The organism is Methylomonas sp. PHL2-19 (genome assembly GCF_059331595.1).
Window position 1 is genome coordinate 2,764,145 of the sequence record NZ_CP196839.1, and the last position, 25,770, is coordinate 2,789,914.

Here is a 25,770-nt window from a genome sequence, read left to right on the forward strand (position 1 = left end):
GCGTACTGGCTTCCGGTGGTCCGGTCAGCGATTTTTTTTAAAGTACTTGGTTTAAACGAAGGCTGTCAATACAGGTTCGATTGGTTCGGTTATCTGTAATGCCTATTTGAGATATATAAATCTAAAAATATGATTTACCTCGGTGCAAGGAGCTTGCGGCGGTGGTTGGGCGGTTTGTAAGTCTTTGTTTTTGCGTGAAGGATCGCAAAGTCGAAATTTTTACGGCGGCTCTTATGATAAATATCGAAATCAAAACCGAAATTCGTGCCGGATTTTAATATTCATGCTCCTTGGCGGCTTTGGCAAGCAGCTCGTTAATGAAATATTGCAAATAAGTGGGTAGATATAATTGCTTCAAATAGGCGATTTTCGTCATCGAGCGTGGGATCAGGTGCGATAAATCCCTGGCGACCAAATCATTGTCGTTGCGCGCTTCGTAAGACGTACCGGCGATAATCCCCACGCCCAAACCCAATCTGACATAGGTTTTGATGATGTCGGAATCGGCGGCGGACAGGGTGATGTCCAGTTCCTTACCCGCGTTCTTAAAGGCTTTTTCGATGGTCGAACGGCCGGTATAGCCTTGCGAGTAAGTCAAAATCGGAAATGCGGCCAGCCGGCCCAGCGTCACATCGCCTTGCGCCAAGGGGTGATGGCGCGGCACCACGGCGATGTGTTGCCATTCATAGCAGGATTTGACGACCAGCTTCTCGTCCTCGTCCAGCTTTTCGGTGCAGATGGCAATATCGGCCCGATGCTGATGGAGCTGCTCTATTAATTCTTGTGGTGACGATTGCACCATGTAAATGGTGATGCCCGGATATTTCTCCCGGAATTTTTGCACCGGTTCCGGTAGCAAGTACTTGGCTTGAGTATGGGTGGTGGCGATATGCAAGGCGCCGTTGCGATTTTCGCGAAAGTCGTCGGCTATCGACAGGATGTTCTTTTTGGCTTGATTGATCCTGTCTACCTGTTCCATCACCTGCTCGCCCAGCGGTGTCAGGCCCAGCAGTTTTTTGCCGTGGCGTTCGTAGAGCGGCGAGCCCAATTCCTCCTCCAATAATTGTAACTGTCGGCTGGCGGCCGACTGCACCACATGCATGATTTCCGCGGCTTTGGATTGGTTGAACTGGGTGTCCTTCAGGACGCGCAATAATTCAAGCTGATTTAGATTCATATCGGTCTTTCCATGGGGTGATTTGAGCGATGGGCAACAATCGCGAACCGGGTACAAATGCCGGTACCGGGCTATGTTTGGCATAGCCCGAACTATGAGGGGTGCTGTCAATTAAACCAATGCGCTTGTTTGATATGCACCGCCACGCGGTCGCCCTTGTTTAAATTCAGTTGTTTGAAGCGTTCGTTGGGCATCTCCGCAAACAGCGTCGCACCGGAACCGTTATGTTGCGGATTGAACAGTTCGATGCGTATCGTCGCGCCCAGATGTTGCCAGTCTTTCAAAGTTACCGGCGAACCGGAGGCTTCTTCGGCTTTGACGATGTCGATATGATGCGGGCGGACGTGTGCGAAGATGCCTTGCGGTTTTTCCGCCAGAATCCCTGCGCGTTGCAGCCAGTTGCTTTCGGTTTCCGATAGATCGAAGACGTTGGTTTGGCCGATGAATTTGGAAACAAAGGCATTGGCCGGATGATCGTAAATATCGGCCGGGGCGCCTTGTTGCTCGATGCGGCCTTGATTCAATACGACGACTTGGCTGGCGACTTCCATGGCTTCTTCCTGATCGTGGGTCACAAAAATACTGGTGACATGCAATTCCTGATGCAGATTGCGCAGCCATTGCCGCAGATCTTTGCGCACGCTGGCGTCCAACGCGCCGAACGGTTCGTCCAGCAACAATACGCTGGGTTCTACGGCCAGGGCTCTAGCTAAAGCTATCCGCTGCCTTTGGCCGCCTGATAATTGATCCGGGAAGCGGTCGGCCAGCCAATCCAGTTGTACCAACTCCAACAAAGAGTGCACTTTTTTGCTGATAAAGGCTTCGGTAGGCCGTTCCTTGCGCGGCTTGACCCGCAAACCGAAGGCGATGTTGTCGAACACCGTCATATGCCGGAACAAGGCGTAATGTTGAAACACAAAACCAATCCCGCGCCGGCTGACATGTTGCTCGGTCTTGTCTTCGCCGCTGAGCAGTACCCGGCCGAAATCCGGGGTTTCCAGGCCGGCGATGATTCTGAGCAGGGTGGTCTTGCCGCAACCGGAGGGGCCCAGCAGAGCTACCAGCTCGCCTTCCGGAATTTCCAGGTTGACGTCGTACAAGGCGGCAAATTTGCCGAAGTTTTTGCTGATGTTGTTTAGCAGAATACTCATGTTTTTATCTCAATACCGGATGTTAAACGCCTCAGAATGTCGGCGTATTTTCGTCTTTAGGCTCTGGCCTGCTTCCATTCCAAAACGCTTTTCAAAACCAGCGTAACGATGGCCAGACAGGCTAATATCGAGGCGCTGGAAAAAGCGCCGATCACGTCGTAATCGTTGTAACTGACTTCCACATGCAAGGGCAGGGTATTGGTCACGCCGCGAATATGTCCGGATACCACGGACACCGCGCCGAATTCGCCCATCGCCCGGGCGTTGCACAGCAACACGCCGTACAGCAAAGCCCATTTGATATTGGGTAAAGTCACTTTAAAAAATGTCTGCCAGCCGCTGGCACCCAGCGATAGCGCCGCTTCTTCCTCCTCGTTGCCCATTTCCTGCATCAGCGGAATCAGTTCGCGCGCCACAAAAGGAAAGGTGATAAAGATGGTTGCGAGCACGATGCCGGGTACCGCGAATATCACTTTAATGTCATGCTCGGAAAACCAATGTCCGAACCAGCCTTGAGCGCCGAACATCAGAACAAAAATCAGGCCCGAAATAACCGGCGATACCGAGAATGGCAAATCGATCAAGGTGGTCAATAAGCTTTTGCCCCAAAACTCAAAACGGGTGATGGCCCAGGCGGCGGCGACGCCGAATACGGTATTCAGCGGCACGGTGATCAATGCCACCAGCAAGGTCAGTTGCATCGCGGCGATGGCATCCGGTTGCGCCAGCGCTGTCCAATAGGCTTGCCAACCTTTGGAGAAGGCCTGATACAACACCAAACCCAGCGGGACGCAGAGAAACAACACAATAAAACCTACCGCGATGCCGACCAGGCCCCAGCGCACCCAAAACGGGTCGTGTAGCGCTTTGAAGTGTGCTTGGCCGGTGGCGTCGCTAATCACATGAACATTGGCGTGCATGATGTCTCCTAAATTTGCCCGGAGCGGCGGCGCGCCCAGAGCTGCAATAAATTAACGATCAGTAGCAACAAAAACGACACTAGCAGCATCGTCAGTGCAATCGCCGTCGCCCCGGCATATTGGTACTGCTCCAGTTTGGTGATGATCAACAGCGGGACAATTTCCGAGACATAAGGCAGATTGCCGGCGATAAAGATCACCGAACCGTACTCGCCAACCCCGCGGGCAAACGCCAGCGATACGCCGGTCAACAGCGCCGGAAAAATGTTGGGAAAGATCACCTGCGCAAACACTTGCAAGCGAGTAGCGCCCAGACTGGATGCGGCTTCTTCCATTGTGGTATCAAATTCCTGTAACACGGGCTCGATGGTCCGTACCACAAAAGGAATGCCGATAAAAATCAATGCGACCACAATCCCCAGCGGCTTGTAAGCCACTTGCACACCCAATGAACTCATCAACCATTTACCCAGCATGCCGCTGGGCTGAAAGATGGTCGCCAGGATCACGCCGGCCACTGCCGTTGGTAAGGCAAACGGTAGATCAATTAAAGCGTCCAAAAAGCGCTTGCCGGGAAAGGGATAGCGCACCAATACCCAGGCGATGACAAAACCGAACACGCCCGCCACCAAGGCGGCAATCAGCGACGTGCCGAAGCTGACCCGGAACGACGATACCACCCGGTTATTGCTAATGATGTCCAGATACTCGCCCCAACCCAGTTGCAAACTCTTAAATACCAGGGTGCTCAAGGGGATCAGTACTACCAGTCCGAGGTAGAACAAGGTGTAGGCCAGTGCCGGTCGAAATCCCGGCATGATATTGCTTTGGGTCATGGTGTTTCTCTGGAAACAGTCAGTAGGTGCTGACAGGATAGAGAAACTTAAATGCCAACGGAAATGATATAAATTGAATTGATAATCTCTTATTTAGATAACAAGCGGGCGAATTTTGGCTATTGCGGCCAGGATGGGAGGGTAAATATTCGCCATGTCATATATCCAATTAACAGATATATATTTCTGTTTATATCGTTTTCAATCGCTTTGTGGTTTTCTTACCATTTGTCCCACGGTCATTGGCGCTAATGCTGCCAAGACAAGGATTCATCAAACCACGATAACCCACCATACCTCAGGAGGCTATATGGCGATTGAACTTAACGGCCATGCATTGAAGCAAGGCGATAACAAGGAGATTGCATTGCAAATTGCGACGATTGTGCAGGATATTCGTTTTGGCTCGGTTGAAGTCGTGATTCACGACGGCCGCATCGTCCAGATCGACAAGCGCGAACGTTTTCGGCTGGGCCAGCAAAAAGACTCTGCATAAGCGGATTCCAACTAGACTAAGGCTAACGCCGCTAAATAGTTGTTCGCTTGTTGCCACTCAGCCAAAGGACGGCGAGATGAGCAGAATCTTTTTGTGTACCGGTCATTAACTACTCTAAACCCACAGTTACCCACATGAAACGACCTTTAATTTATACAGTACGGGCAGCAGGTGCACTTGGCTTGTTGCTGGCTTGGCCGGTCCTGGTCAACGCCGAAGATTATTATGTCCCGACCAAAGGCTATCGCGTCGAACCTGCGCCAACCGATCCGCCTTTGTACGTGCGCAATTTGAGTAAAACCCAGTTCGAGCAATTTCGCGATGTGAAATGGCTGGATGTCGGGCTGGATTTTCGGACCCGCTACGAATACCGCGAAAACGACTTCAGGCCGCAACGCTCAGGCACCTCAGAGTGGCGGCCCGATGCCGATAACCTGTGGCTGCTGAGGACCCGCGCCTACGTCGGCATCAAAGAAATCCTCGATCCCTTGCGCTTTGCGGTCGAAATGGAGGATGCGCGCAGTTATAACGGTTTGTACCCGAAAACCGATGCCGATGTGAACGAGTTTGAGATGATCCAGGGCTATGGTGAGTTGTATTTCGCCAATGCCTTAGGCCATAACCGGCCCCTCAGTATTCGTGCCGGCCGTATGCACTTGGAATTGCTGGATAGGCGTTTGATTGGTAACAACGAGTTCCGTAACACCACCAACAACTTCGAAGGTTACCGGGTGCACTTCGGCAAGAAACAGAATGACTGGGATTTGGATACTTTTGCCTTGCAACCGGTGGAGCGCTACAAATACGAATTCGACCAACCGGATGAAGATACCTGGATCTACGGTGCCGTACTCAGCCTGAAACAATGGTCCGAGTTTGTCACCATCCAGCCTTATTTCCTGGGTCGCAAAACCGACGGTGATCCCGCCAACCGGGTGGCAGCCAATCGCAAGGCCAGTATGGATATTTATGCGCCGGGTCTTAGAGCTTACGGCTTTTTCGGCGGCGGCTTCGATTTCGATGCCGACATCAACAAGCAATTCGGGCGCTTCGGTTCCTTGTCCGGGACGCGGGAGACCTTACGCCAGCACGACGCCTTAGCCTACTCTTTGGAATTAGGTTACAGCTTCGACCACGATTGGAAACCCCGCGCCAGTCTCTATTACGGCTACGGCACGGGCGATAAAAACGCCGGCGACAATATCAACCAACGCTTCGATGCCTTTTACGGCTTTAACCAACCCTGGTCGCGGAATGATTATTTCTCCTGGGACAATATCATCGCGCCGAAGGCCAGACTGGAGTTTTCACCTTACAAAGACGTGCGTATCGATACCGGCTACAACGCTTACTGGGAGGAAAGTGCGGCCGGAGGCTGGAACCGGGCCGGCTTGCGCGATACCACGGGCCGTAGCGGGACTTTCCTGGGACACGAGTTTGATATTCGCCTGCGTCACAAACTGAATGCCTATGTGGATTGGAGCATGAGCTATGCACGATTTACCCCTGGCGACTTCACCGAAGCCAGAGCCGTAGGCGTGTCGCAAGGCGGGCAGGGCTCTTATACCAGCGAGCCGAGCAATTTCTTCTACTTCGAAGTGTCTTTAAACGCCTTTGGCGATGGTAAGCCTACGTACAAATAAACACTCCCGCCGGCGCGGGTGCGACAACGTTTAAGAACCCGGCCAATAAGCAGCCGGGCTATTTAAATTAGAAATCCCCCAGGCAGTCGCTATACTCTCAGCACGAGGAGGGTTTATGCGTGAAGCAATGGCGCCTGCATGGCTGAGATGGATAGCTGCTGCCGGGCTTTATATCGTAACGGCCAGACTGGCTTTGTTGTATTTCGCGCCCAATGGCAGTGCCAGTGTGTTTTTTATTGCCAGCGGGCTGGCATTGGCGGCCATTTTGCTGGGCGGCCGCCACTATGTTTGGGCAATATTCATCGGGGCCTTGGCGCTTAATCTGTGGCAAGGCAAAGCGTTATTGAGCGCGACCAGCATATCAATCGGTAGTACCTTCGGCGCCTGGTCCGGCGCTTGGTTGCTGCAGCGCATCCGCGGCTTCGACCGTTCTCTGAAAACGCTGCGCGATTATCTGGTGCTGATAAGTGTAGGCGGCGTTGTCGCTTGTTCGTTGACTGCGGCAATCGGCACGTTGACTTTGTTTGCTGGCGGATTTATCGGCGAGGAGGCTGTGCTTTCCTCGCTGCTACATTGGTGGATGGGCGATACGCTGGGCGTGATATTGGTTACGCCGCTGATTTTGGTCTGGACTAGCAGTGCCTGCAAGCTGCAGGGGGCTAAAGCGTTCAGCGAAGCCATGATGATTATTGCGCTGAACTTTTTGGTGGGGCAGTTGGTGTTTCTCGACTGGTTTCACGACAGCCTCGGCGCTTACGCGAAAAGTTACTGGATATTTCTATTTGTCAGTTGGGCGGCTGTTCGGCTTGGCAGCCGCGCTACCACGCTGATTTTGGTCGTTACCGCCATACAGGCCATGTTCGGCTTGGTTTGGCGACGTTCCGGCCTGACCGATCCCAGCTTGGGCGATAATCACGAAATCAACTATTGGTTTTTCATGGTGGTGCTATCGGTAGTGGGTATGGCGTTGGCCTGCTATTTTTCCGAGCGGCAAAGGGCCTTGGAAACCTTGGCCGAAAAAGAAGACTTGCTACGCACCCTGTTAAAGGCCATGCCCGACAAAATATGGCTGAAAGATCCCGACGGCGTTTACCTGCTGTGTAACCCGAGCTTCGAACCCCTGTACGGCAAGCCTGAACAGCTTATCGTCGGCAAGACCGATTACGATTTTGTCAGCCGCGAACAAGCCGATAAATACCGCGAACAGGATGCTAAAGCCATGGCCGCCGGCGAGCCTATCCGCAATCAGGACTGGATAAGCTATGCCGACGGCAAGCATAAAGCACTCTACGAAACCATTAAAACCCCGGTTAATTCCTGCGACGGCAAATTGATCGGCGTGCTGGGCATGGCCCGAGACATTAGCCAACTGCATGCAACGCAGATCGCCTTAAACGAGCGCATCAAGGAACAAAAATGTCTGCACGCGGTTTTTCGCGCCACCGAGGATTTAGAAAAGCCTTTGCCGGAGGTGCTACAGCGCGTTGTTGACTTGTTACCTGCCGGTTGGCTTTGTCCCGAAGCAACCGCTGCCCGCATGGAATGGGACGGCCAAAGCTATTTCAGCGGCGATTTCAAAAATTCCAGCAGCTTACTGACCGTACCCATTCAAATCGATGGTATAGCGTCCGGCAGTATCTCGGTCGCTAATCTGCAACCGCAGCCCGAGCATCCGGACGATCAGTTTTTAGGCGAAGAACGACTCTTGCTCGATGCCGTGGCGGAACGGGTGAGTAGCTTTATAAAACGCCGGATCATCGAGGAAAAAGCCAGAAATCGCGAGCGGATTTTCAGCGCCATCGTCTCGCAGGCCACCGATGCGATTACGCTAATTGACGCTGAAACTTTCGAGTTCATCGAATTCAATGACGCCGCCTGCCAACACTTGGGGTATAGCCGCGAGGAATTCGCTGGCTTGCGCCTGCCGGATATTCAGGGCGAATTCGACGCTGCCCAGGTTCGCCAAATTGCAGACGATTTCATGCAAGCCGGCGGTGCGCAATTCGATACCTTGCGCCGTCACAAGAACGGTACATTGTTGAATGTCCATGTCAGCATCAAAGTGATTGAAATCAGAGGCCGTAATTATTTGTCCCTGATTTGGTCGGACATCACCGAACGTAAGCAGATCGAGCAACAATTCCGCCACCTGTTTGATCACAATCCGGCGCCGATGTTGGTCTACGAGCGCGGCACGCTGGCCATGGTCGCGGTGAATGATGCGTTTATCCAGTTATATGGCTACAGCCAAGCGGAAATCGTCGCACTCAAACTCACCGATCTGTTCCCGGCACAACAACGACAAGCCATTGCAAGTTTGGCGGCCAGTCTGCGCGGTTTTGCCTATATCGGCGAGTGGCAGCATCTTCTTAAAGACGGCCGGGTAATCGACATCATCGTTCGCTCGCACGACATCCATTTTTCCGAGCGTGACTGTCGGGTGGCGGTGATTACCGACATTACCGAACTGAAACAGGCGGAAGCGGAACTGCGGAAACTGTGGCTTGCGGTGGAGCAAAGCCCCAACAGCATCGTCATCACCAATCTGCAAGCGGAAATCGAGTACGTCAATCAGCACTTTACGGCGGTTACCGGCTATAGCCGTGAGGAAGCCATCCGCCAAAATCCGCGGATCCTGCAATCCGGGCACACCGGTCAGGCCACTTACGACGAGATGTGGCATACCCTGACCCAAGGTAAAAGCTGGTCCGGCGAATTGATTAACCGCCGTAAGGACGGCAGCGAATACGTCGAATGGGCACAGATCACGCCGGTACGGCAAGCGGACGGTGCCGTCACTCACTATCTGGCTATTAAGGAGGATATTACCGAGAAAAAACGGGTGGAGAGCGAATTGGATTCTTATCGCCACCATCTGGAAGAGCTGGTGGCGGCGCGCACCGTAGAACTGGAACAAGCCCGGCAGGCTGCGGAAGCCGCTACGCTGGCGAAGAGCCAGTTTCTGGCCAATATGAGCCACGAAATCCGCACGCCGATGAATGCGATTTTGGGTATGTTGTATCTGGCGCTGAAGCAGGATTTACCCTCAACCTTGCATAACCATTTGACCAAGGCGCAGAGCGCGGCGCACTCGCTGTTGGGTATCATCAACGATATTCTGGACTTTTCCAAAATCGAAGCCGGTAAGCTGGAATTTGAGTCTACCGAGTTTGCGCTGGACAGAGTGCTGGAGCAACTCACCGATGCTATCGGCCTACAGGCTGAGCAAAAAGGCGTGGAGTTTTTAATTCGCTACGATGTGAATATCCCCGCCACCTTAAGAGGCGATCCGCTACGCTTAAAACAGGTGCTGCTCAACCTGTGCGGCAATGCCATCAAATTTACCGAACGCGGGGAAGTGGAATTGGCGTTCCGGATGCTCAGCAAAAAGGCTGATGCGGTCATTTTGCAGATTTCGGTTCGCGATACCGGCATCGGCATGGATTGTGAGTTGCAAGGACGTTTATTTCAGAAGTTTACCCAGGCCGATCAGTCCACTACGCGGAAGTTTGGCGGCACCGGCTTGGGGTTGGCGATCAGTAAGCATCTGGTGGAACTGATGGGCGGCAGGATCTGGCTGGAAGATTCGCAACCCGGCCAGGGCACGACGATTTGTTGCACGGTGCAACTGCACATTGCCCAACAGGCCGAGGCCCGTCGTCGGGAATTGCTGGATCAGACCGGATCGTTACTGAAAGGCCTCCGGGTGCTGGTGGTGGACGACAACGACATTTCCCGAGAAATACTCGCGGAAATGTTGCGATTTTTTCAATTGGACGTCAGCGTGGCCGGGGATGGCGCCACTGCGATTCGTTTGCTGGAAACCGCTTCCGAGCATCCCTTCGATCTGGTGTTGATGGACTGGCGGATGCCCGGCATGAATGGCGACGAAGCGACCCGGCGGATTCATGCCGATGCGGCCATTGTGCTGCAACCTAAGGTGATCATGGTCACCGCATACGGCCGCGAAGACGTGATGTTGCTGGCACACCAAGCCGGGGTGGACGGTTTTCTGATCAAGCCGGTTTCGCCGTCGTCACTGTTGGATAGCATGCTGTCGGCATTGGGGCGCAGCGACGTCCTAGACAGGCAGGAGTCGCCGTATGCCGCCGCTCAGGCGCCGCCGAATTTGCTTGGCCGCCACGTTTTATTGGTAGAAGATAACGCCATCAATCGCGAATTTGCTGTCGAATTGTTGCGCAGTATGAATATCGCGGCGGATGAGGCGGTGAACGGGGAAGAAGCGTTGGCGATGGTGCAGCGGTATCAGTACGATTGCATATTGATGGACATCCAGATGCCGGTGATGGACGGTCTGGAGGCCACGCGGCGGATTCGCGCTTTGGCCGGGCAAGCGGGGGGAGAACGCTTCGCCAGTTTGCCGATTATCGCCATGACCGCGTTGGCAATGGCCCGCGATGCCGAAGAAAGCCGGGCGGCCGGCATGAACGACCACATTACTAAACCGGTGGAACCGCAAAGCTTGTTTTCCTGTTTGGCAAAATGGCTGCCTGCCGCTTCTAGCGATACGCAGGCCGAGACCTATGCGGTCAATGAAGCGCCGGCACGGGTGGTTTGTTCTCCCGAGTTATTGGGCCTGCAAAGTTTGCAAGTCAGCGAGGGTATTCGCCGCATCGGCGGAAAGGAAGCGGCTTACCGTAAACAACTCAGACGGTTTCGCGAACATTACGCCAACGCAGTAGACGAATTACAGCGTATATTGCAAACCGATAATCTCACGGCCGCTGAAAATTATTGTCATTCCTTGAAAGGCGTAGCCGGCAATATCGGCGCCAATGCATTTTACGAGTGCATTGCCGGCATTGATGCCGGGCTTAAACAACAGCAACGGCCTGCCGCGGAACACATTGAGCAGCTGCGCGACTTATTGCAACAAGTGATGACCGACATCGATAGTCTTACCCCGCCGCCGACGCCGGCCGCATTGCCGGCACAACCGCTATCGGTCGAGGCCATAAGCGCTAAAATTACCCGCTTAATGGCTGTGTTGGAAAGCGATTTAGGCGCAGCCGAAGCGTTAATCGGCGATTTACGCAAGGGTACGGCCGGAAGCGAGTTCGAAGCCGATTTCGAGGCGATTGCCGCCGAGGTCGATGCGTTTAACATAGATCAAGCCATCGCTATGTTGGTGGCGGTGCAACAACGCCTGCTGGCTGGGCCATCATTAGAGCAGCGAGATTAACATGTCCCAGACGAATAACAGCAAACCGAGTATTTTGATCGTCGATGACGTCAACGAAAATCTGCATGCTTTATTGAGCATTCTGCGCGAAGACTACGCCATTCTCGCCGCGACCAACGGCGAAAAAGCCCTGGAACTGGCGGTGCGCGCCCCAGGTCCGGACCTAGTATTGCTCGACATCAAAATGCCGGGCATGGACGGTTACGAAGTGTTGCGGCGGCTGAAGACCGATCCTATGACGGCCGATATTCCGGTCATCTTCGTCACGGCCCTGTCGGAATCGGCCGACGAGGCCGCCGGCCTTAAATTGGGTGCCGCCGATTACATCACCAAACCGATCAATCCCGATCTACTGAAACAGCGGATACTGACGCAACTGGAATTGCGCCAATATCGCCGCAAGCCGCTAATTTCCTTGAACGAACAGATGTTGATCAGAGCGGAGCGGCCGGCACTGCTGCTAGTTGACGATATGCCGGAGAATATCCACGAATTGGCCGAGGCGCTGAAGGAGGAATACCGCATCCTGGTAGCCAACAACGGCCGCAAGGCGGTGGAAATAGTGTTGGGCTCCCATCCGCCCGACGTGGTGCTGCTGGACATCCTGATGCCGGAAATGGACGGGTATGAAGTGTGCCGGCGTATCAAGGCCACAGCCGTAGGCACCCGGATTCCGGTGTTATTCGTCAGCGTGGTGGACAAAACGGTGGACAAAGTGCGCGGCTTCTCGATTGGTGCCGCCGACTACATCACCAAGCCCTTTGACATCGACGAAGTGCGGGCGCGGATACGCACGCATTTGGAACTTAGCCGCTTGAACCATCATTTCGAGCAGTTGATTGAGCTGCACACCGCCGAGTTACAACACTTGGATTCTATCGTCTGCCGGTCTCCGGTGGTCGCGATAACCTGGCGCAACGCCGAGGATTGGCCGGTGAGTTACGTCAGTGCCAATATCGCGGATTGGGGTTATCGTCCGGAGGATTTGCGCTTGGGCAAAGTGAAGTATCTGGATTTGCTTCCGCCCGAAGACCGGTTTCGGGTCGAAGCCGAAGTCGCTCAACACATTGCCCATGGTCCGGACGAATATCATCAGGAATACCGCTTATTGCACGGCGACGGCCATTGGATATGGATTGATGAATTTACCCGGCTAAGCCGCAACGAGCAGGGCGAAGTGGAGTCCTTCGACGGTTTGCTGAATAACATCACCGCCCGCGTCGAAGCCGAGCTGGCTTTGCGGGAGCGGGAACATCAATTGCGGGTGATGGGCGACAATCTGCCGGACGGCTATGTGTATCGTTACCGAATCTGGCAGGATGGGCGGACGGCTCTGCAATACATCAGCGCCGGAGTGGAGAAACTGCACGGGCTGAAGCCCGCGCAACTGATCGAAGACATCAATCCGTTCTTTGCGCAAATGGCGCCCGAGTCGCTTCAGCAATACCGGGAAGAGGAAGCCGAATGCCTCAGGGAATTAAAAGTCTATAAAGGCAGCGTGTTATTCAATCCGCCCGGCGGCCGCCAGTGCTGGATTGCATTTCGGTCCAGCCCAAAACGGCAAGCCGATGGCAGCGTGGTTTGGGATGGTGTGGGCGTTGATGTCACTCAGCGCATAGAGAACGAACAAAAGCTGATTTTACAGGCCCGGCGTGCGCAAGCTTTGTTGGAACTGCCAAAGGCGTCGGAAGACTTGAACGAGGCGGAATTCATCCGGCGCGGCATGCTTCTGGCGGAAGAGCTGACCGCCAGCCAACTGGCCTTTGTATACTTTATCAATCCTGACGAAGACTGTATGGAACCGGTGGCAGAGTCTCGAGCGCGACAGGAACCAAGTGGGAAAACCGTCGCGGACAGCCGTATTCTTCTCAGCCAAGCCGGTATCTTGGGTGAGTCCGTCAAAAACCGCCAACCGGCGGTTTTCAATAATATCCCGGTCCATCTCCCTAAAGAGTTGGTGGTAACCGCCAATACAGAAGCCTTTCCCCGGCTTCCTGCTGCTGGTTTTTCCGATGCGCAGCCTGAATTGCGTCGGCTGATTTCCGTGCCGGTGATCGAGAATGGCAAAGTGGTCATGCTAACCGGTGTGGCGAACAAAGCGACCGACTATACCGAGCTGGATGTGGAAACCGTTCAGCTCATCTCGAACGCCCTGTGGCGCATTGTCCAACGCCAGCGCGTCGAGAAAAAGGCCGCCCGTTTCAGCCAGGTGTTGGCGCGATCCACCAATGAAATCCATATTTTCGATAGCCAGACCCTGCGGTTTATTGATGTGAACCAGGGTGGGCGGGACAATCTGGGTTATTCAACACAAGAGCTTGAGCGGATGACGCCGTTGGATATTAACCCTGAGCTAAATGAGGAGGCCTTTGAACAGCTGTGCGCGCCTTTGCGGGCGGGTAGCAAGAGCCGTTGCGATTTCTCAACGATACACCGGCGTAAAGACGGTAGCGAGTACCCGGTTGAAGTTCATCTGGAATTAATCGATGACCAGCCCCCATTATTTGTGGCCATCATTAACGATATGACTGAAACTCAGCAAATGCAGGAGCGCATCGTGCAATTATCGCGTTACGATCCGGTTACCGGTTTGCCGAATCAATTTTTCTTCGAAGACTTGCTGTCGTCAGCCATCGCGCAAGCCGAGCATCAGCAGCACGATATTGCCGTATTGCGTTTGGATATTGAAAATTTCCATACGATTGATGACACCTACGGTTACGAAATCGGCGATCAAACGCTGAAAATCATTGCCAACCGCTTGGTCAAGGCCGCCGGCAGCGAAGGCCTCGTCACCCGGATGGCCAAGGACAATTTTAATATTGCCTGTTCGGACATCGATAGCCCATCGGCAGCCGAACAATTTGCTGAAGCCCTGCGGGCGGCTGTGACGGAATCGGTGGTGCTAGCCCAGCATGAAATTCATCTGGAAGCCAAGATCGGTATCAGTTTTTATCCCTCAGATGCGAAAACAGCCAGCGAGTTGGTGCAGCGCGCCGGGATTGCTTTAAATCATGCCAAAGCCGACAAGGTGTCCAGTTTTCGTTTCTTCAAGCAAGACATGAATGAGCGGTTACTGGCCAGAATCGCACTAACCAACGACATGCGCCACGCTATCGAGCGGGAACAATTTGAGCTTTATTACCAGCCTCAAGTCGATCTTGCCAGCGGAAAAATCATTGGTTTGGAAGCCTTGGTACGCTGGAATCATCCCGTGCAAGGTTTCATGCCGCCGAATAAATTTATCCCTTTGGCGGAAGAATCCGGCTTGATCGTGCCTTTGGGGGATTGGATTCTCAAACGCGCCGTATCGCAAGCCAAGGAATGGCGAGATGCCGGGCTAATCCCTGAAGGCTTTACCGTTGCTGTGAACGTCTCTGCCATACAAATGCAGGCGGGTGGCTTGGTCGATTTGCTAAAGCAGTTATTTGCTGACACCGATTTGCCGGCCCGTTATATTGAATTAGAACTCACCGAAAGTTTGTTGATGACGAATGTAAGCGAGACCCTGACGCTGCTGAAACAGCTGAAGGACCTGAGCATTCAGCTGTCGATTGACGATTTCGGCACCGGCTATTCGTCGCTTTCCTACCTCAAACAATTCTCGGTGGACAAGCTCAAGATAGACAAAAGCTTTATTGACAATGTGGTCACCGATTCGAACGATGCGGTGATTGTGCAAGCCACTATCGCCATGGCGCACAGCTTGGGCCTAGCCGTCATCGCAGAAGGAGTGGAAAGCCAGGGGCAAACCAGTTACCTGAGAAGGCTGCGCTGCGATCAGATACAGGGTTATTATTTCAGTCGGCCGTTGCCCGGCGCTGAGATTCGGCAGTTATTGCAGGCCGGAACCCTACTGCGTTTACCTTCGGATGAACAAAAACCGCAGGTTCTTATTGTGGACGACGAACCGTATATCATGTCGGCGCTGAAGCGCTGCTTGTGGCGGGACGATTATGAAATTTTGACGGCCGGCAGTGGCCAAGAAGCACTGGAGTTGTTGGCCAATCATCCGGTTATGGTGATTATCTGCGATCAACGTATGCCGGAAATGACCGGTACGGAGTTTTTGTCGCGCGTTAAAATCATGCACCCGCGAACGGTGCGAATGATTATTTCCGGCTATGCCGATTTAAACACTATCACTGAGGCCGTTAACAAAGGCGAAATATACAAATTCCACAAAAAGCCTTGGGACGACGATGAATTACGCAACGACGTTCGGGAAGGCATCGCGCGTTATTACGCCTCTGAAAACATCCGGTCATTGTAGAGGCTTGCAATCGGCGATTTTGTGTCATCCGGCAAAGGGAAATACGACATCTTTGCTGGGCAAGATGTTGTTTAAAACAAGGCCTTTCGCAAACCGGCCAAAACGCCAATAAGCAAGCTTAATTAGAATTTTGTGCACCAAGTTGGATCTGATTTTATTTTTGCTTGCACCACTAAAACGCAAAACGCTGGATTTTGCAGGCGGTGATATTTTATATATTATTGATTTATATATAAATTTATGTATGGCATACAGCTTGCTGTATAGAACTACAACACGTGAGGCGCGATCATAAAAGCGCCTTAACAAAATGGTGACTAGGGTTCCGGCTCAATTTTGGGCGTCAGCGACCGAGAGTTGCCGGCTTCTTTCGGGGAGCTACACGGCGGGATAAAAGCCCGGGAGGTCAGACGGTTTTATAAACCGGTCCGCCTCTACGTGTAGCTTTTCAACCCGACTGGAGCTACTCATGACATCTACTTCCTCCCACTGCCTGTCCCGATTAATTGCGCTTGTCCTTGCTGCGGCATTGTTTTGCTTGTCTAAACCGGCTGCCGCTGAGGTAAAGGTTGGGGTCAGCGATTGGCCTGGCTGGGTGGCCTGGTACGTCGCCGAACACAAGGGCTACTTCAAAAAGTACGGCGCCAAGGTCAAACTGGTTTGGTTTGCCAATTACACCGACTCGATCTCGGCCTTGTCCGCCGGCCAGTTGGACGCCAACTGTCAGACCTGGTCCGACACCATGGCACCGCTGAGCAAAAACATACCGGTCAAAGCCATTCTGGTCAACGACAATTCCGACGGCAACGACGCCTTGATGGTCAATCCCGCCATCAAAAGCTTCGCCGACCTGAAAGGCAAAACCGTCGCCCTCGAACAATATTCGATTTCCCACTTCGTGCTCGCCACCGCGCTGAGCAAGAACGGCCTGAGTTTCGACGACATCAAAACGGTAAACCTGTCGGCCGGCGACGCGGCGGCGGCATTCTTGAGTGGCCGGGTCGATGCGACCGTGGTGTGGAATCCCTGGGTCAACAACATTCAGACCAGCGGTAAAGGTACGGCCTTATTCACCTCCAAAGACATGCCCGGCCTGATCCCGGATTTACTGGTGGCTAGGGTTAAAGCCATCGAAACCCACCGCGCCGAGCTTGTGGGCATGATCAAGGCTTGGCAGGATACCCAACGCTTTATCCGCGAGCAGCCGGATCAAGCCGTCACCGTCATGGCCAAAGTGGTCGGCATGAAACCGGAGGCCTACAAAGTGTTTCTGCCCGGCACCCGTTTCTTCACATTGGAAGACAACCTGAAAGCCTTGGGGCAGGTCAGCGAACCGGCGTCGTTGGCAGCGGTCGGCCCGACCATCGCCGCGTTTTTGAAGGACAACCGCTTGATCGACAGCGTGCCGGATTTGGCGGTCGGCGTCGATGCCTCGTTGGTGGCCGAAGCGCTCGCCGCTCACTAGCTCGGGGTGACGACGATGACTGGCAATTTAAATCCGCGGCGACCGCTATGGGCGATACGCGGCAGTTTGGAACGGCGTACGCATTGGCTGATTGCCATCAGCGGTTTGCTGTCGGCGCTGCTGGCTTGGTGGTGGGCCTCCGCCGGCGGCGCGATAGACCCGGTGTTTTTGCCGACCCCGCCGCTTGTGCTGGACAGCGCCTGGGCATGGCTGCGCGACGGCGATCTGCTCGGCGACGTGGCGATCAGCGTTTACCGGGTCGTGGCCGGGTTTTTATTGTCGGCGGTATTGGCCTTGCCCTTGGGCGTGCTGGTCGGCACCTATGCGCCGGTCAAGGCCCTGTTCGAACCGTTGACCGACTTCATCCGCTACATGCCGGCGGCGGCCTTCATCCCCTTGGTAATGCTGTGGGTCGGCATCGACGAGGGCGCCAAGATTGCGATTATCTTCATCGGTACCTTCTTTCAAATGCTGCTGATGATCGCCGAAGACGTGCGGCGGGTGCCGATGGAGCAAATCGAAGCGGCGCAGACCATGGGCGCCGACCGCGACGAAATCGTGATGCGGGTGATCATGCCGTCGGCCAAACCGGCCATTCTGGATACCTTGCGGGTGACGATGGGCTGGGCCTGGACTTATCTGGTAGTGGCCGAGCTGGTGGCGGCCAACTCCGGCCTGGGCTTTGCCGTGCTGAAGGCGCAACGCTTTTTACAGACCGACAAAATCTTCGCCGGCATCATTCTGATTGGGTTATTCGGCCTGGCTACCGACCAATGCTTCCGCTGGGCGCATCGCCGCAGCTTCCCTTGGCTGTACCGGAGATAGCGCCGATGACGAATCCCATCATTCAAATCCGCCAATTGCAAAAACGCTTTGCCGCCAACGGCGCGGACATCGTCGCCTTGCAGGATGCCGACCTCGACCTTGCGCCCGGCGAATTCGTCACGCTGGTCGGCGCCTCCGGTTGCGGTAAATCGACCTTGCTGCGCATCGTTGGCGGCTTGGAGCCGGCCAGCGGCGGCACGGTCAACGTCGACGGTTTGCCTATCGCCGGCCCCGGCATCGACCGGGCCATGGTGTTCCAGCATTACAGCCTGTATCCGTGGTTGAGCGTGACCGACAACATCAAGTTCTGCCGGCAATTGAAGGTACATCGAGACGTATCGACGCTGAGCGATGTCGAGTCCGCCGAAGGCCGGGCCGACGCCCTGATCCGTTTGATGGGCCTGAGCCACGTCGCTGACGCCTATCCGAATCAGTTGTCCGGCGGCATGCAGCAGCGGGTAGCGATTGCCAGGGCCTTGATGGCGCGGCCGCGCATCCTGCTGATGGACGAGCCGTTCGGCGCGCTGGACGCCCAGACCCGCGAGGTCATGCACGATCTGATCCTGCACGTTTCCATCCTGGAAAAGACCACGGTGCTGTTCGTTACCCACGACGTGGAAGAAGCGATTTATCTGGCGCACCGGGTGGTGCTGATGGCGCCGCGGCCGGGACGCATCGCCGCGGTCCACACCGTGCCGTTGCCGGACCACCGCGACCAGGACATGAAGCAGACCCCGGACTTCATTGCCTTAAAAAAACAAATTTTGGCCGGCATCCGCGACACGTCCGGCATGCAGACCGACTATGAACTGCTCGAGCGCCTGGGTCAGGTTCCGGCGCCATAAACCTATTAGGAGACCAACATGACTTTAGCGGCAATCAATCCTGCAGACCTGCTTTGGAGCGAGACCCTACCGGGCGGCGCCCACACTTCGTTTCGGATGCGGCGCGGCAACCGGCTGCGCCTGACCGACAGCGAAGGCGGCGCCAACTTGTCGGCTTTGTTCGTCAATGACGACGAACGCAGCGAACGCTACAACATGGCCGACACCCTAAAGGCCCAGCACACCTTCCATCTGAGCGAAGGCTTTGTCTGCTATTCGGACATGGGCCGGGTGTTGTGTTCGATTACCGGCGACACGCTGGGCTGGCACGACACAGTATGCGGCGTGTCCGATGCCGGGCAAGTACAGGCCAAATACGGTAACGCCCGCTATCAAAGCCACCGCAATGCGATGTACCGCAACGGCCGCGACAGTTTGTTGATCGAACTGGAGAAATGGGGACTGGGCAAGCGCGATTTGGTCGCCAACGTCAATTTCTTCAGCAAGGTAGCGGCCGAGGCGGACGGCAATCTGCAATTTCAGGTGGGTCATTCCGCTCCAGGCAGCCAAGTCGAATTGCGCTTCGAAATGAACACGCTGGTGGTGCTGAGCAGTTGCCCGCATCCGTTGGATCCCAATCCACACTATCAGCCCAAACCGGTGTTGCTGGAGGCCTATCGCGGCGCTCTGCCGGACCAACACGACAAATGCCGCAATTTCCGCCCGGAAAACGGCCGCGGCTTCAGCAATACCGAACGCTATTTTCTGTAATCACCGATCTAACGAGGACGAAACCATGCCCATCGTCGAGAGCACGCTCGATCCGAGCAACGCCATTTACGATTACACCTTGCCGGCCGGCGAGCCCTGGCTGCATACCATCAAGCACGGCCAGACCTTCCGCATCCTGGATTTGGAAGGCAACCAGGCGGTCGATACGCTGTTTTACAGTGCCGCCGACCATGAAGAACGCTATAGCGCCAGCGACACGATACGCCACCAGGGCAATCTGTACCTGAGCGCCGGCTCCAAATTGATGTCCGGCGAGGGTAACGTGCTGCTGACCATCGTCGCCGACACCTGCGGCCGCCACGACACCTTGGGTGGTGCCTGTGCCGCCGAAAGCAATACGGTGCGCTATGCCCTGGACAAAAAGCACATGCACAGCTGCCGCGACAGTTTTCTATTGGCCATCGGTCACGCCGACTGCGGTCTGGCCAAGCGCGACATCGCCAGCAACATCAATTTTTTTATGAACGTGCCGGTCACGGCCGACGGTCAGCTGACCTTTGCCGACGGCATTTCCGCGCCAGGCAAGTATGTGGAAATGCGGGCGGAGATGGACGTGATCGCGCTGATTTCCAATTGTCCGCAGTTGAACAACCCGTGTAACGCCTACAACCCGACGCCGGTGCGCCTGCTGATCTGGGATTGACCCTTAATCCGCGCCGGGACGGCCCGGCGCCGGTATGTCAAGGCGGGACGGCCCGCCAAACGAGGATTCATGTTTAACAAGGTATTGATCGCCAATCGCGGCGAAATCGCCTGCCGCATCATCCGGACTTTAAAGGAATTGGGTATAGCCAGTGTCGCGGTGTATTCCGAAGCCGACGCCCATGCCCGCCACGTCCAGGAAGCCGACGAAGCGGTATGTGTCGGCGGAGCGGCGGCGGCCGACAGCTATTTGCGCAGTGAGCGAATTCTTGAAGCAGCGGTGGCAACGGGTGCCCAGGCCATCCATCCCGGCTACGGTTTTCTGAGCGAAAACGCCGAGTTCGCCGAGCAATGCGCTGCGGCCGGCATTGTTTTCATCGGCCCGACGCCGGAACAATTGCGGCGCTTTGGTTTGAAGCACACTGCCCGCGAAATCGCCAAAACCTGCGGCGTGCCGTTACTACCGGGCACAGGCTTGCTGGCGGACATCGATCAGGCCGTAGCGTCGGCAGCCGCAATCGGCTACCCGTTGATGCTGAAAAGCACCGCCGGCGGCGGCGGTATCGGCATGCGCTTGTGCCGCAACGACACGGAACTGCAAGAGGCCTTTACCGTCGTGCAGCGCTTGAGCGCGGCCAATTTTAAAGACAGCGGCCTGTATCTGGAGAAGTTCATCGAACGCGCCCGCCATATCGAGGTGCAGATTTTCGGCGACGGCGCCGGGCGGGTGATCCATTTGGGCGAGCGCGATTGTTCGGTACAACGCCGCAACCAGAAAGTGATCGAGGAAACCCCGGCACCCGGCCTCAGCGAAGCAACGCGGGAGGCGCTCTATCGGCATGCCCTGGCGCTGGCCGAGGCGGTAAATTACCGTTCCGTCGGCACCGTCGAATTCGTTTACGACCAGGACAGCGGCGAATTTTATTTCCTGGAGGTCAACACTCGGCTGCAAGTCGAACACGGCGTGACCGAACAAGTCACCGGCACCGATCTGGTCGAGTGGATGCTGTGGCTGGCGGCCGGCGACAGCACGTTCCTGGATCAGTATCGGCACGCGCCGCAGGGTTGGGCTATGCAGGTCAGGGTGTACGCCGAAGACCCGAACAAGAACTTCCAGCCCTCGGCCGGCCTGTTGAGCGAGTGCCGTTTTCCGGTCGGCGTCCGGGTCGACCACTGGCTGGAGAACGGCCTGGAAGTCACGCCTTATTACGACCCTTTGCTGGCCAAAGTCATCGTTCACGCCGGCGACCGCGAACAGGCGCTGGCGCAAATGGATGCGGCCTTGGCCGAAACTCGCCTATACGGCATCGAAACCAATCTGGTCTATTTGCGGCAGATCGTCGCCGACGAGGTGTTCCGCAGCGGTCGCCAGATTACCGCTTATCTGGCCGGACTGACTTACCTTCCGCGCACCCTGGACGTGCTGGAAGCCGGCACGCAAAGCATGATCCAGGATTATCCTGGCCGCCTGGGTTATTGGGACGTCGGCGTGCCGCCGTCCGGGCCGATGGATATGCTGGCCTTTCGCTTGGCGAACCGGATTTTGGGCAACCCGGAACACGCGGCCGGGCTGGAAATGGCGATTAACGGCCCCAGCCTGCGCTTCAATTTCGCTACCCGCATCGTGTTGACCGGCGCGACGATGACGGCCGAATTGAACGGCCAGGCCGTCGCATTCTGGCAAGCCATAACAGTATCCGCCGGTGACGTGTTGAAACTGGGCACTATCGCCGGCCAGGGTTGCCGCGCTTACCTGGCGATCCAAGGCGGCTTCGACGTGCCGGAATATCTGGGCAGCCGCGCCACATTCACGCTGGGCCAATTCGGCGGCCATGGCGGCCGGGTGCTGCGGGTCGGCGACGTGTTGCCGGTCGTAACGGAAGCTGCCATGACCGAGGAAGTTGTGCCGAATTCGGCCGCGCTACCGGTTTATTCGGAGCACTGGCAGATCGGCGTGCTGTACGGCCCGCACGGCGCGCCGGACTTTTTTACCGACGAGGACATAGACGAATTTTTCGCGACCGACTGGGAGGTGCATTACAACTCCAACCGCACCGGCATCCGTCTGATCGGCCCGAAACCGCGCTGGGCGCGCAGCGACGGCGGCGAGGCCGGCCTGCATCCGTCCAATATCCATGACAACGCCTATGCCATTGGCGCGGTGGATTTCACCGGCGACATGCCGGTCATCCTCGGCCCGGACGGCCCCAGCCTGGGCGGCTTTGTCTGTCCGGCCACCGTGGTCGCGGCGGAATTGTGGAAACTGGGCCAATTAAAGCCCGGTAATACTGTGCGATTTATCCGCCTGAACCGCGAACAGGCCGCGAGTCTGGATGCCCAAGTCGAACGAGCTTTAGCCGATCCGGCCCATGCCGTGTTACCGGAACTGCCGGTAACAGCAAGCGTCGAGGAAAGCTGCATCCTTGCTCAGGTGCCGGCCAATACCGATCAGGTTGCAGTGACCTATCGCCAAGCCGGCGACCGCAATATGCTGGTCGAATATGGGCCGTTGATGCTGGACATCAATCTGCGCTTTCGAGTACATGCCTTGATGACCTGGCTGCAACAACGCAGCATCGCCGGCATCGTCGATCTGACGCCGGGCATCCGCTCCTTGCAAGTGCATTACGACCGCCGTCTGCCGCTGGACGAACTGATGCGGATCTTGGCGCAAGCCGAAGCCGAATTGCCGGCCATAGAGGACATGGAAGTACCGACCCGTATCGTCCATCTGCCGCTGTCCTGGGACGACCCATCCACGAAACTAGCCATCGAAAAATACATGCAGTCGGTGCGCAAGGACGCGCCATGGTGCCCAAGCAATATCGAGTTCATCCGCCGCATCAACGGCCTGGACAGCATAGAGCAGGTCAAGGACATTCTGTTCAACGCCAGTTATCTGGTGATGGGCTTGGGCGACGTTTACCTCGGTGCGCCGGTGGCGACGCCCATCGATCCGCGCCACCGCTTGGTGACGACCAAATACAATCCGGCCCGGACCTGGACCCCGGAGAACGCGGTCGGTATCGGCGGCGCTTATATGTGCGTCTACGGCATGGAAGGTCCGGGCGGCTACCAGTTCGTCGGCCGCACCGTGCCGATGTGGAACCGCTACCGGCAAACCGCCGATTTTCGCGACGGTAAGCCTTGGCTGCTGCGCTTTTTCGATCAGATTCGCTTCTATCCTGTATCCGCCGAGGAATTGCTGCGCTACCGGCAAGATGTAATCAGCGGCAAGGCCAAACTGGATATCCGCGAGGAAACCTTCAGCCTGCGCCAATACAACGACTTTCTGCGCCAAAACGCCGATGAGATCGCCGCCTGCAAACAGCGCCAGCAAGCGGCCTTCGACGCCGAACGTGAACGCTGGGCGCAAGCCGGGCAAGTTTACGCGGATGACCAGGCCGTCGCGGCGGCGGCTATCGACACCGAACTGGATTTGCCGGCCGGTGCCAGGGCCGTAGCCAGCCACATCGCCGGCAATGTCTGGCAGGTTTTGGTCCAGGCCGGCGCTAGCGTCAAGCAAGGCGATACCTTGGTGGTGGTCGAGTCGATGAAAATGGAATTTCCGGTAACGGCACCGGCAGACGGCACGGTCTGGAAAGTATTTTGCAATGAAGGCGCTCAAATCAGTGCCGGCCAGGATTTGCTGGTGCTGCAAGCCGGGGAGGACGCATGAAGACCTGGAGCGAATTGCCGGAAGTACTCAGCATCGCCAGCCTTAGCCAGGCTTACCGGGACGGCGCACTGACGCCGACGACCTTGGTGGACATGCTCTGGCAACGCCTGGAATCCGCGCCGGCGCGCGGCGTCTGGATCAGCCGTTTGCCGCTGGCGCAGATGCAGGCTTACGCCGCGGCGCTATCGGACCAGTCGCCGGACGACTTGCCCTTGTACGGCATCCCCTTTGCGATCAAGGACAATATCGATTTGGCCGATCTACCCACCACAGCAGCTTGTCCGGCTTACGCCTACCAGCCGCAGCAATCGGCTTTCGTGGTGCGGCAATTGATCGCCGCCGGAGCGATTCCGGTCGGCAAGACCAATCTGGACCAGTTCGCGACCGGTTTGGTTGGCACCCGCTCGCCTTATGGTGTGTGCCGCAACAGCTTCGATCCGGCTTACATCGCCGGCGGCTCCAGCTCGGGTTCGGCGGTCGCGGTGGCGACCGGTCTGGCCAGCTTTGCGTTGGGTACCGACACCGCCGGCTCCGGCCGGGTGCCGGCCGCGTTCAATAACCTGGTCGGCGTCAAGCCGACGCGGGGCTTATTAAGCACGTCCGGCGTGGTACCGGCCTGCCGCAGCCTGGATTGCGTATCGATCTTCGCGTTGACCGCTGCCGACGCGGAACGGGTAATGTGCGTCGCCAACGTTTACGACGCGCAAGACGCCTATAACCGCCCGGATCAAGCTTTGCCGGTGCCGCCGGGCTTTGCCGGCCGTTTCCGTTTCGGTGTGCCGAAACCGGAGCAACTGCAATTTTTTGGCGACCATGCGGAGGAAGCCTTGTTTGCCGCGGCCGTTGAGCAACTGGTGGAACAAGGCGGCAGCGCCGTCGAAGTGGACATCCAGCCCTTGCTGGACGCTGCCGGCTTGCTCTATGCCGGGCCGTGGCTGGCCGAGCGTTATTTGGTGGCCGGCGAATTGTTGCAAAACCAGCCCGAAGCCTTATTTCCAGTGACGCGCGCCATCATTGCCAATGGCACCAATTTGTCGGCCGCCGACGCCTGGCGTGCGTTTTACCGCTTGCAGGAATTGAAGCGGCAAAGCGATGCGCTCTGGCGGCAGATCGATGTATTGGTGACGCCGACCACCGGCACCATCTACCCGATTGCCGCCGTTGAAGCCGAACCGCTCGAATTGAACAGCCGCTTGGGCTATTACACCAATTTCATGAATTTGCTCGACCTCAGCGCCATTGCACTGCCGGCCGGTTTTCGCGGCAATGGCCTGCCGTTCGGCATCACCTTGTGCGCGCCGGCCTTTGCCGACCGGGCTTTGCTGGCCTTGGCGAAACGGCGCGAGCAATCGGTGCCGCATAAGTTGGGCATCTCCACCACCTTAAGCGCCGAATTTCCCGATGCGGACACTGAAGACTCGTCCGGTTTCGTCCGGGTCGTGGTGTGCGGCGCGCATCTATCCGGCTTGCCGCTGAACCGTCTCTTGACAGGCCGAGGCGGCGTGTTGCTGCAACGGACTCACACCGCGCCGAGCTACCGGCTTTACGCATTGCCGGACGGCAAGCGGCCGGGCATGGTGCGCGACGAAACCGGCGCGGCGATTGCAGTTGAGGTGTGGGCTTTGCCGATTGGCCGTTACGGGGAATTCGTCGCCGAAATCCCGCCACCCTTGGGTATCGGCAGCGTGCAATTGCAAGACGGCACTAGTGTGCAGGGCTTTGTTTGCGAAGCCGCCGCCGTGCGCGAGGCGCTGGACATTACCGATTACGGCGGCTGGCGCGCCTATCTTGCTCGCCCCGACTAAACCAACGGTTTTACTCGTTTAAATTTCCCTAACCCCAAC

15 protein-coding genes and 1 riboswitch are annotated in these 25,770 nt (G+C 56.2%); of the genes, 11 read left to right on the top strand and 4 right to left on the bottom strand.

The genetic code is table 11. The features are described from left to right. Nucleotides 1-274: 274 nt before the first annotated feature. The 4 genes from ACR02O_RS12785 to cysT form a co-directional block, all read right to left on the bottom strand. Complete coding sequence (locus ACR02O_RS12785; RefSeq protein ID WP_171695617.1) at nt 275-1,177, bottom strand: LysR substrate-binding domain-containing protein; 903 nt, start codon at nt 1,175-1,177, stop codon at nt 275-277. A 107-nt stretch (nt 1,178-1,284) separates the two neighbouring features. Continuing rightward, the gene (locus tag ACR02O_RS12790; protein WP_033156394.1) at nt 1,285-2,328 is read right to left on the bottom strand and encodes a sulfate/molybdate ABC transporter ATP-binding protein; all 1,044 of its coding nucleotides are present in this window, start codon (nt 2,326-2,328) and stop codon (nt 1,285-1,287) included. Between the two features lie 56 nt (nt 2,329-2,384). After that, nucleotides 2,385-3,248, bottom strand: coding sequence for a sulfate ABC transporter permease subunit CysW (gene cysW / locus ACR02O_RS12795; RefSeq protein ID WP_033156393.1), 864 nt, complete (start codon nt 3,246-3,248; stop codon nt 2,385-2,387). A gap of 8 nt (nt 3,249-3,256) precedes the next feature. Continuing rightward, nucleotides 3,257-4,084, bottom strand: coding sequence for a sulfate ABC transporter permease subunit CysT (gene cysT, locus ACR02O_RS12800; protein ID WP_101052230.1), 828 nt, complete (start codon nt 4,082-4,084; stop codon nt 3,257-3,259). A 310-nt stretch (nt 4,085-4,394) separates the two neighbouring features. Between cysT and ACR02O_RS12805 the strand changes: the two genes are divergently transcribed. The 11 genes from ACR02O_RS12805 to atzF all read left to right on the top strand — a co-directional run bounded on the left by ACR02O_RS12805 (nt 4,395) and on the right by atzF (nt 25,731). After that, nucleotides 4,395-4,580, top strand: coding sequence for a YezD family protein (locus ACR02O_RS12805; RefSeq protein ID WP_494521743.1), 186 nt, complete (start codon nt 4,395-4,397; stop codon nt 4,578-4,580). 134 nt (nt 4,581-4,714) lie between these two features. After that, nucleotides 4,715-6,223 (top strand): alginate export family protein, encoded by a 1,509-nt coding sequence (locus ACR02O_RS12810; protein WP_494521744.1) that lies wholly within the window; start codon nt 4,715-4,717, stop codon nt 6,221-6,223. A gap of 115 nt (nt 6,224-6,338) precedes the next feature. Further along, the gene (locus ACR02O_RS12815) at nt 6,339-11,426 is read left to right on the top strand and encodes a PAS domain S-box protein (protein ID WP_494521745.1); all 5,088 of its coding nucleotides are present in this window, start codon (nt 6,339-6,341) and stop codon (nt 11,424-11,426) included. Nucleotide 11,427: 1 nt separating this feature from the next. Beyond that, complete coding sequence (locus ACR02O_RS12820) at nt 11,428-15,699, top strand: response regulator (RefSeq protein ID WP_458137355.1); 4,272 nt, start codon at nt 11,428-11,430, stop codon at nt 15,697-15,699. Nucleotides 15,700-16,005: 306 nt separating this feature from the next. Next, nucleotides 16,006-16,106: riboswitch (guanidine-I (ykkC/yxkD leader) on the top strand. 62 nt (nt 16,107-16,168) lie between these two features. Beyond that, nucleotides 16,169-17,164: an ABC transporter substrate-binding protein gene (locus ACR02O_RS12825; RefSeq protein ID WP_033156390.1), complete on the top strand. Its 996-nt coding sequence runs from the start codon at nt 16,169-16,171 to the stop codon at nt 17,162-17,164. Between the two features lie 15 nt (nt 17,165-17,179). Further along, the gene (locus tag ACR02O_RS12830) at nt 17,180-17,989 is read left to right on the top strand and encodes an ABC transporter permease (RefSeq protein WP_033156389.1); all 810 of its coding nucleotides are present in this window, start codon (nt 17,180-17,182) and stop codon (nt 17,987-17,989) included. 5 nt (nt 17,990-17,994) lie between these two features. After that, nucleotides 17,995-18,834, top strand: a complete 840-nt coding sequence (locus ACR02O_RS12835; protein WP_494521746.1) for an ABC transporter ATP-binding protein — start codon at nt 17,995-17,997, stop codon at nt 18,832-18,834. An 18-nt stretch (nt 18,835-18,852) separates the two neighbouring features. Then, complete coding sequence (locus ACR02O_RS12840) at nt 18,853-19,584, top strand: urea amidolyase associated protein UAAP1 (protein WP_494521747.1); 732 nt, start codon at nt 18,853-18,855, stop codon at nt 19,582-19,584. A 25-nt stretch (nt 19,585-19,609) separates the two neighbouring features. After that, complete coding sequence (locus ACR02O_RS12845; RefSeq protein WP_033156386.1) at nt 19,610-20,248, top strand: urea amidolyase associated protein UAAP2; 639 nt, start codon at nt 19,610-19,612, stop codon at nt 20,246-20,248. A gap of 69 nt (nt 20,249-20,317) precedes the next feature. Then, nucleotides 20,318-23,926 carry an urea carboxylase gene (gene uca / locus ACR02O_RS12850; RefSeq protein WP_494521748.1) on the top strand — a complete coding sequence of 1,203 codons (3,609 nt, stop codon included), beginning with the start codon at nt 20,318-20,320 and terminating at the stop codon, nt 23,924-23,926. After that, nucleotides 23,923-25,731: an allophanate hydrolase gene (gene atzF, locus ACR02O_RS12855; protein ID WP_494521749.1), complete on the top strand. Its 1,809-nt coding sequence runs from the start codon at nt 23,923-23,925 to the stop codon at nt 25,729-25,731. The genes uca and atzF overlap by 4 nt, the downstream gene beginning before the upstream one ends. The last annotated feature ends 39 nt before the right edge of the window (nt 25,732-25,770 follow it).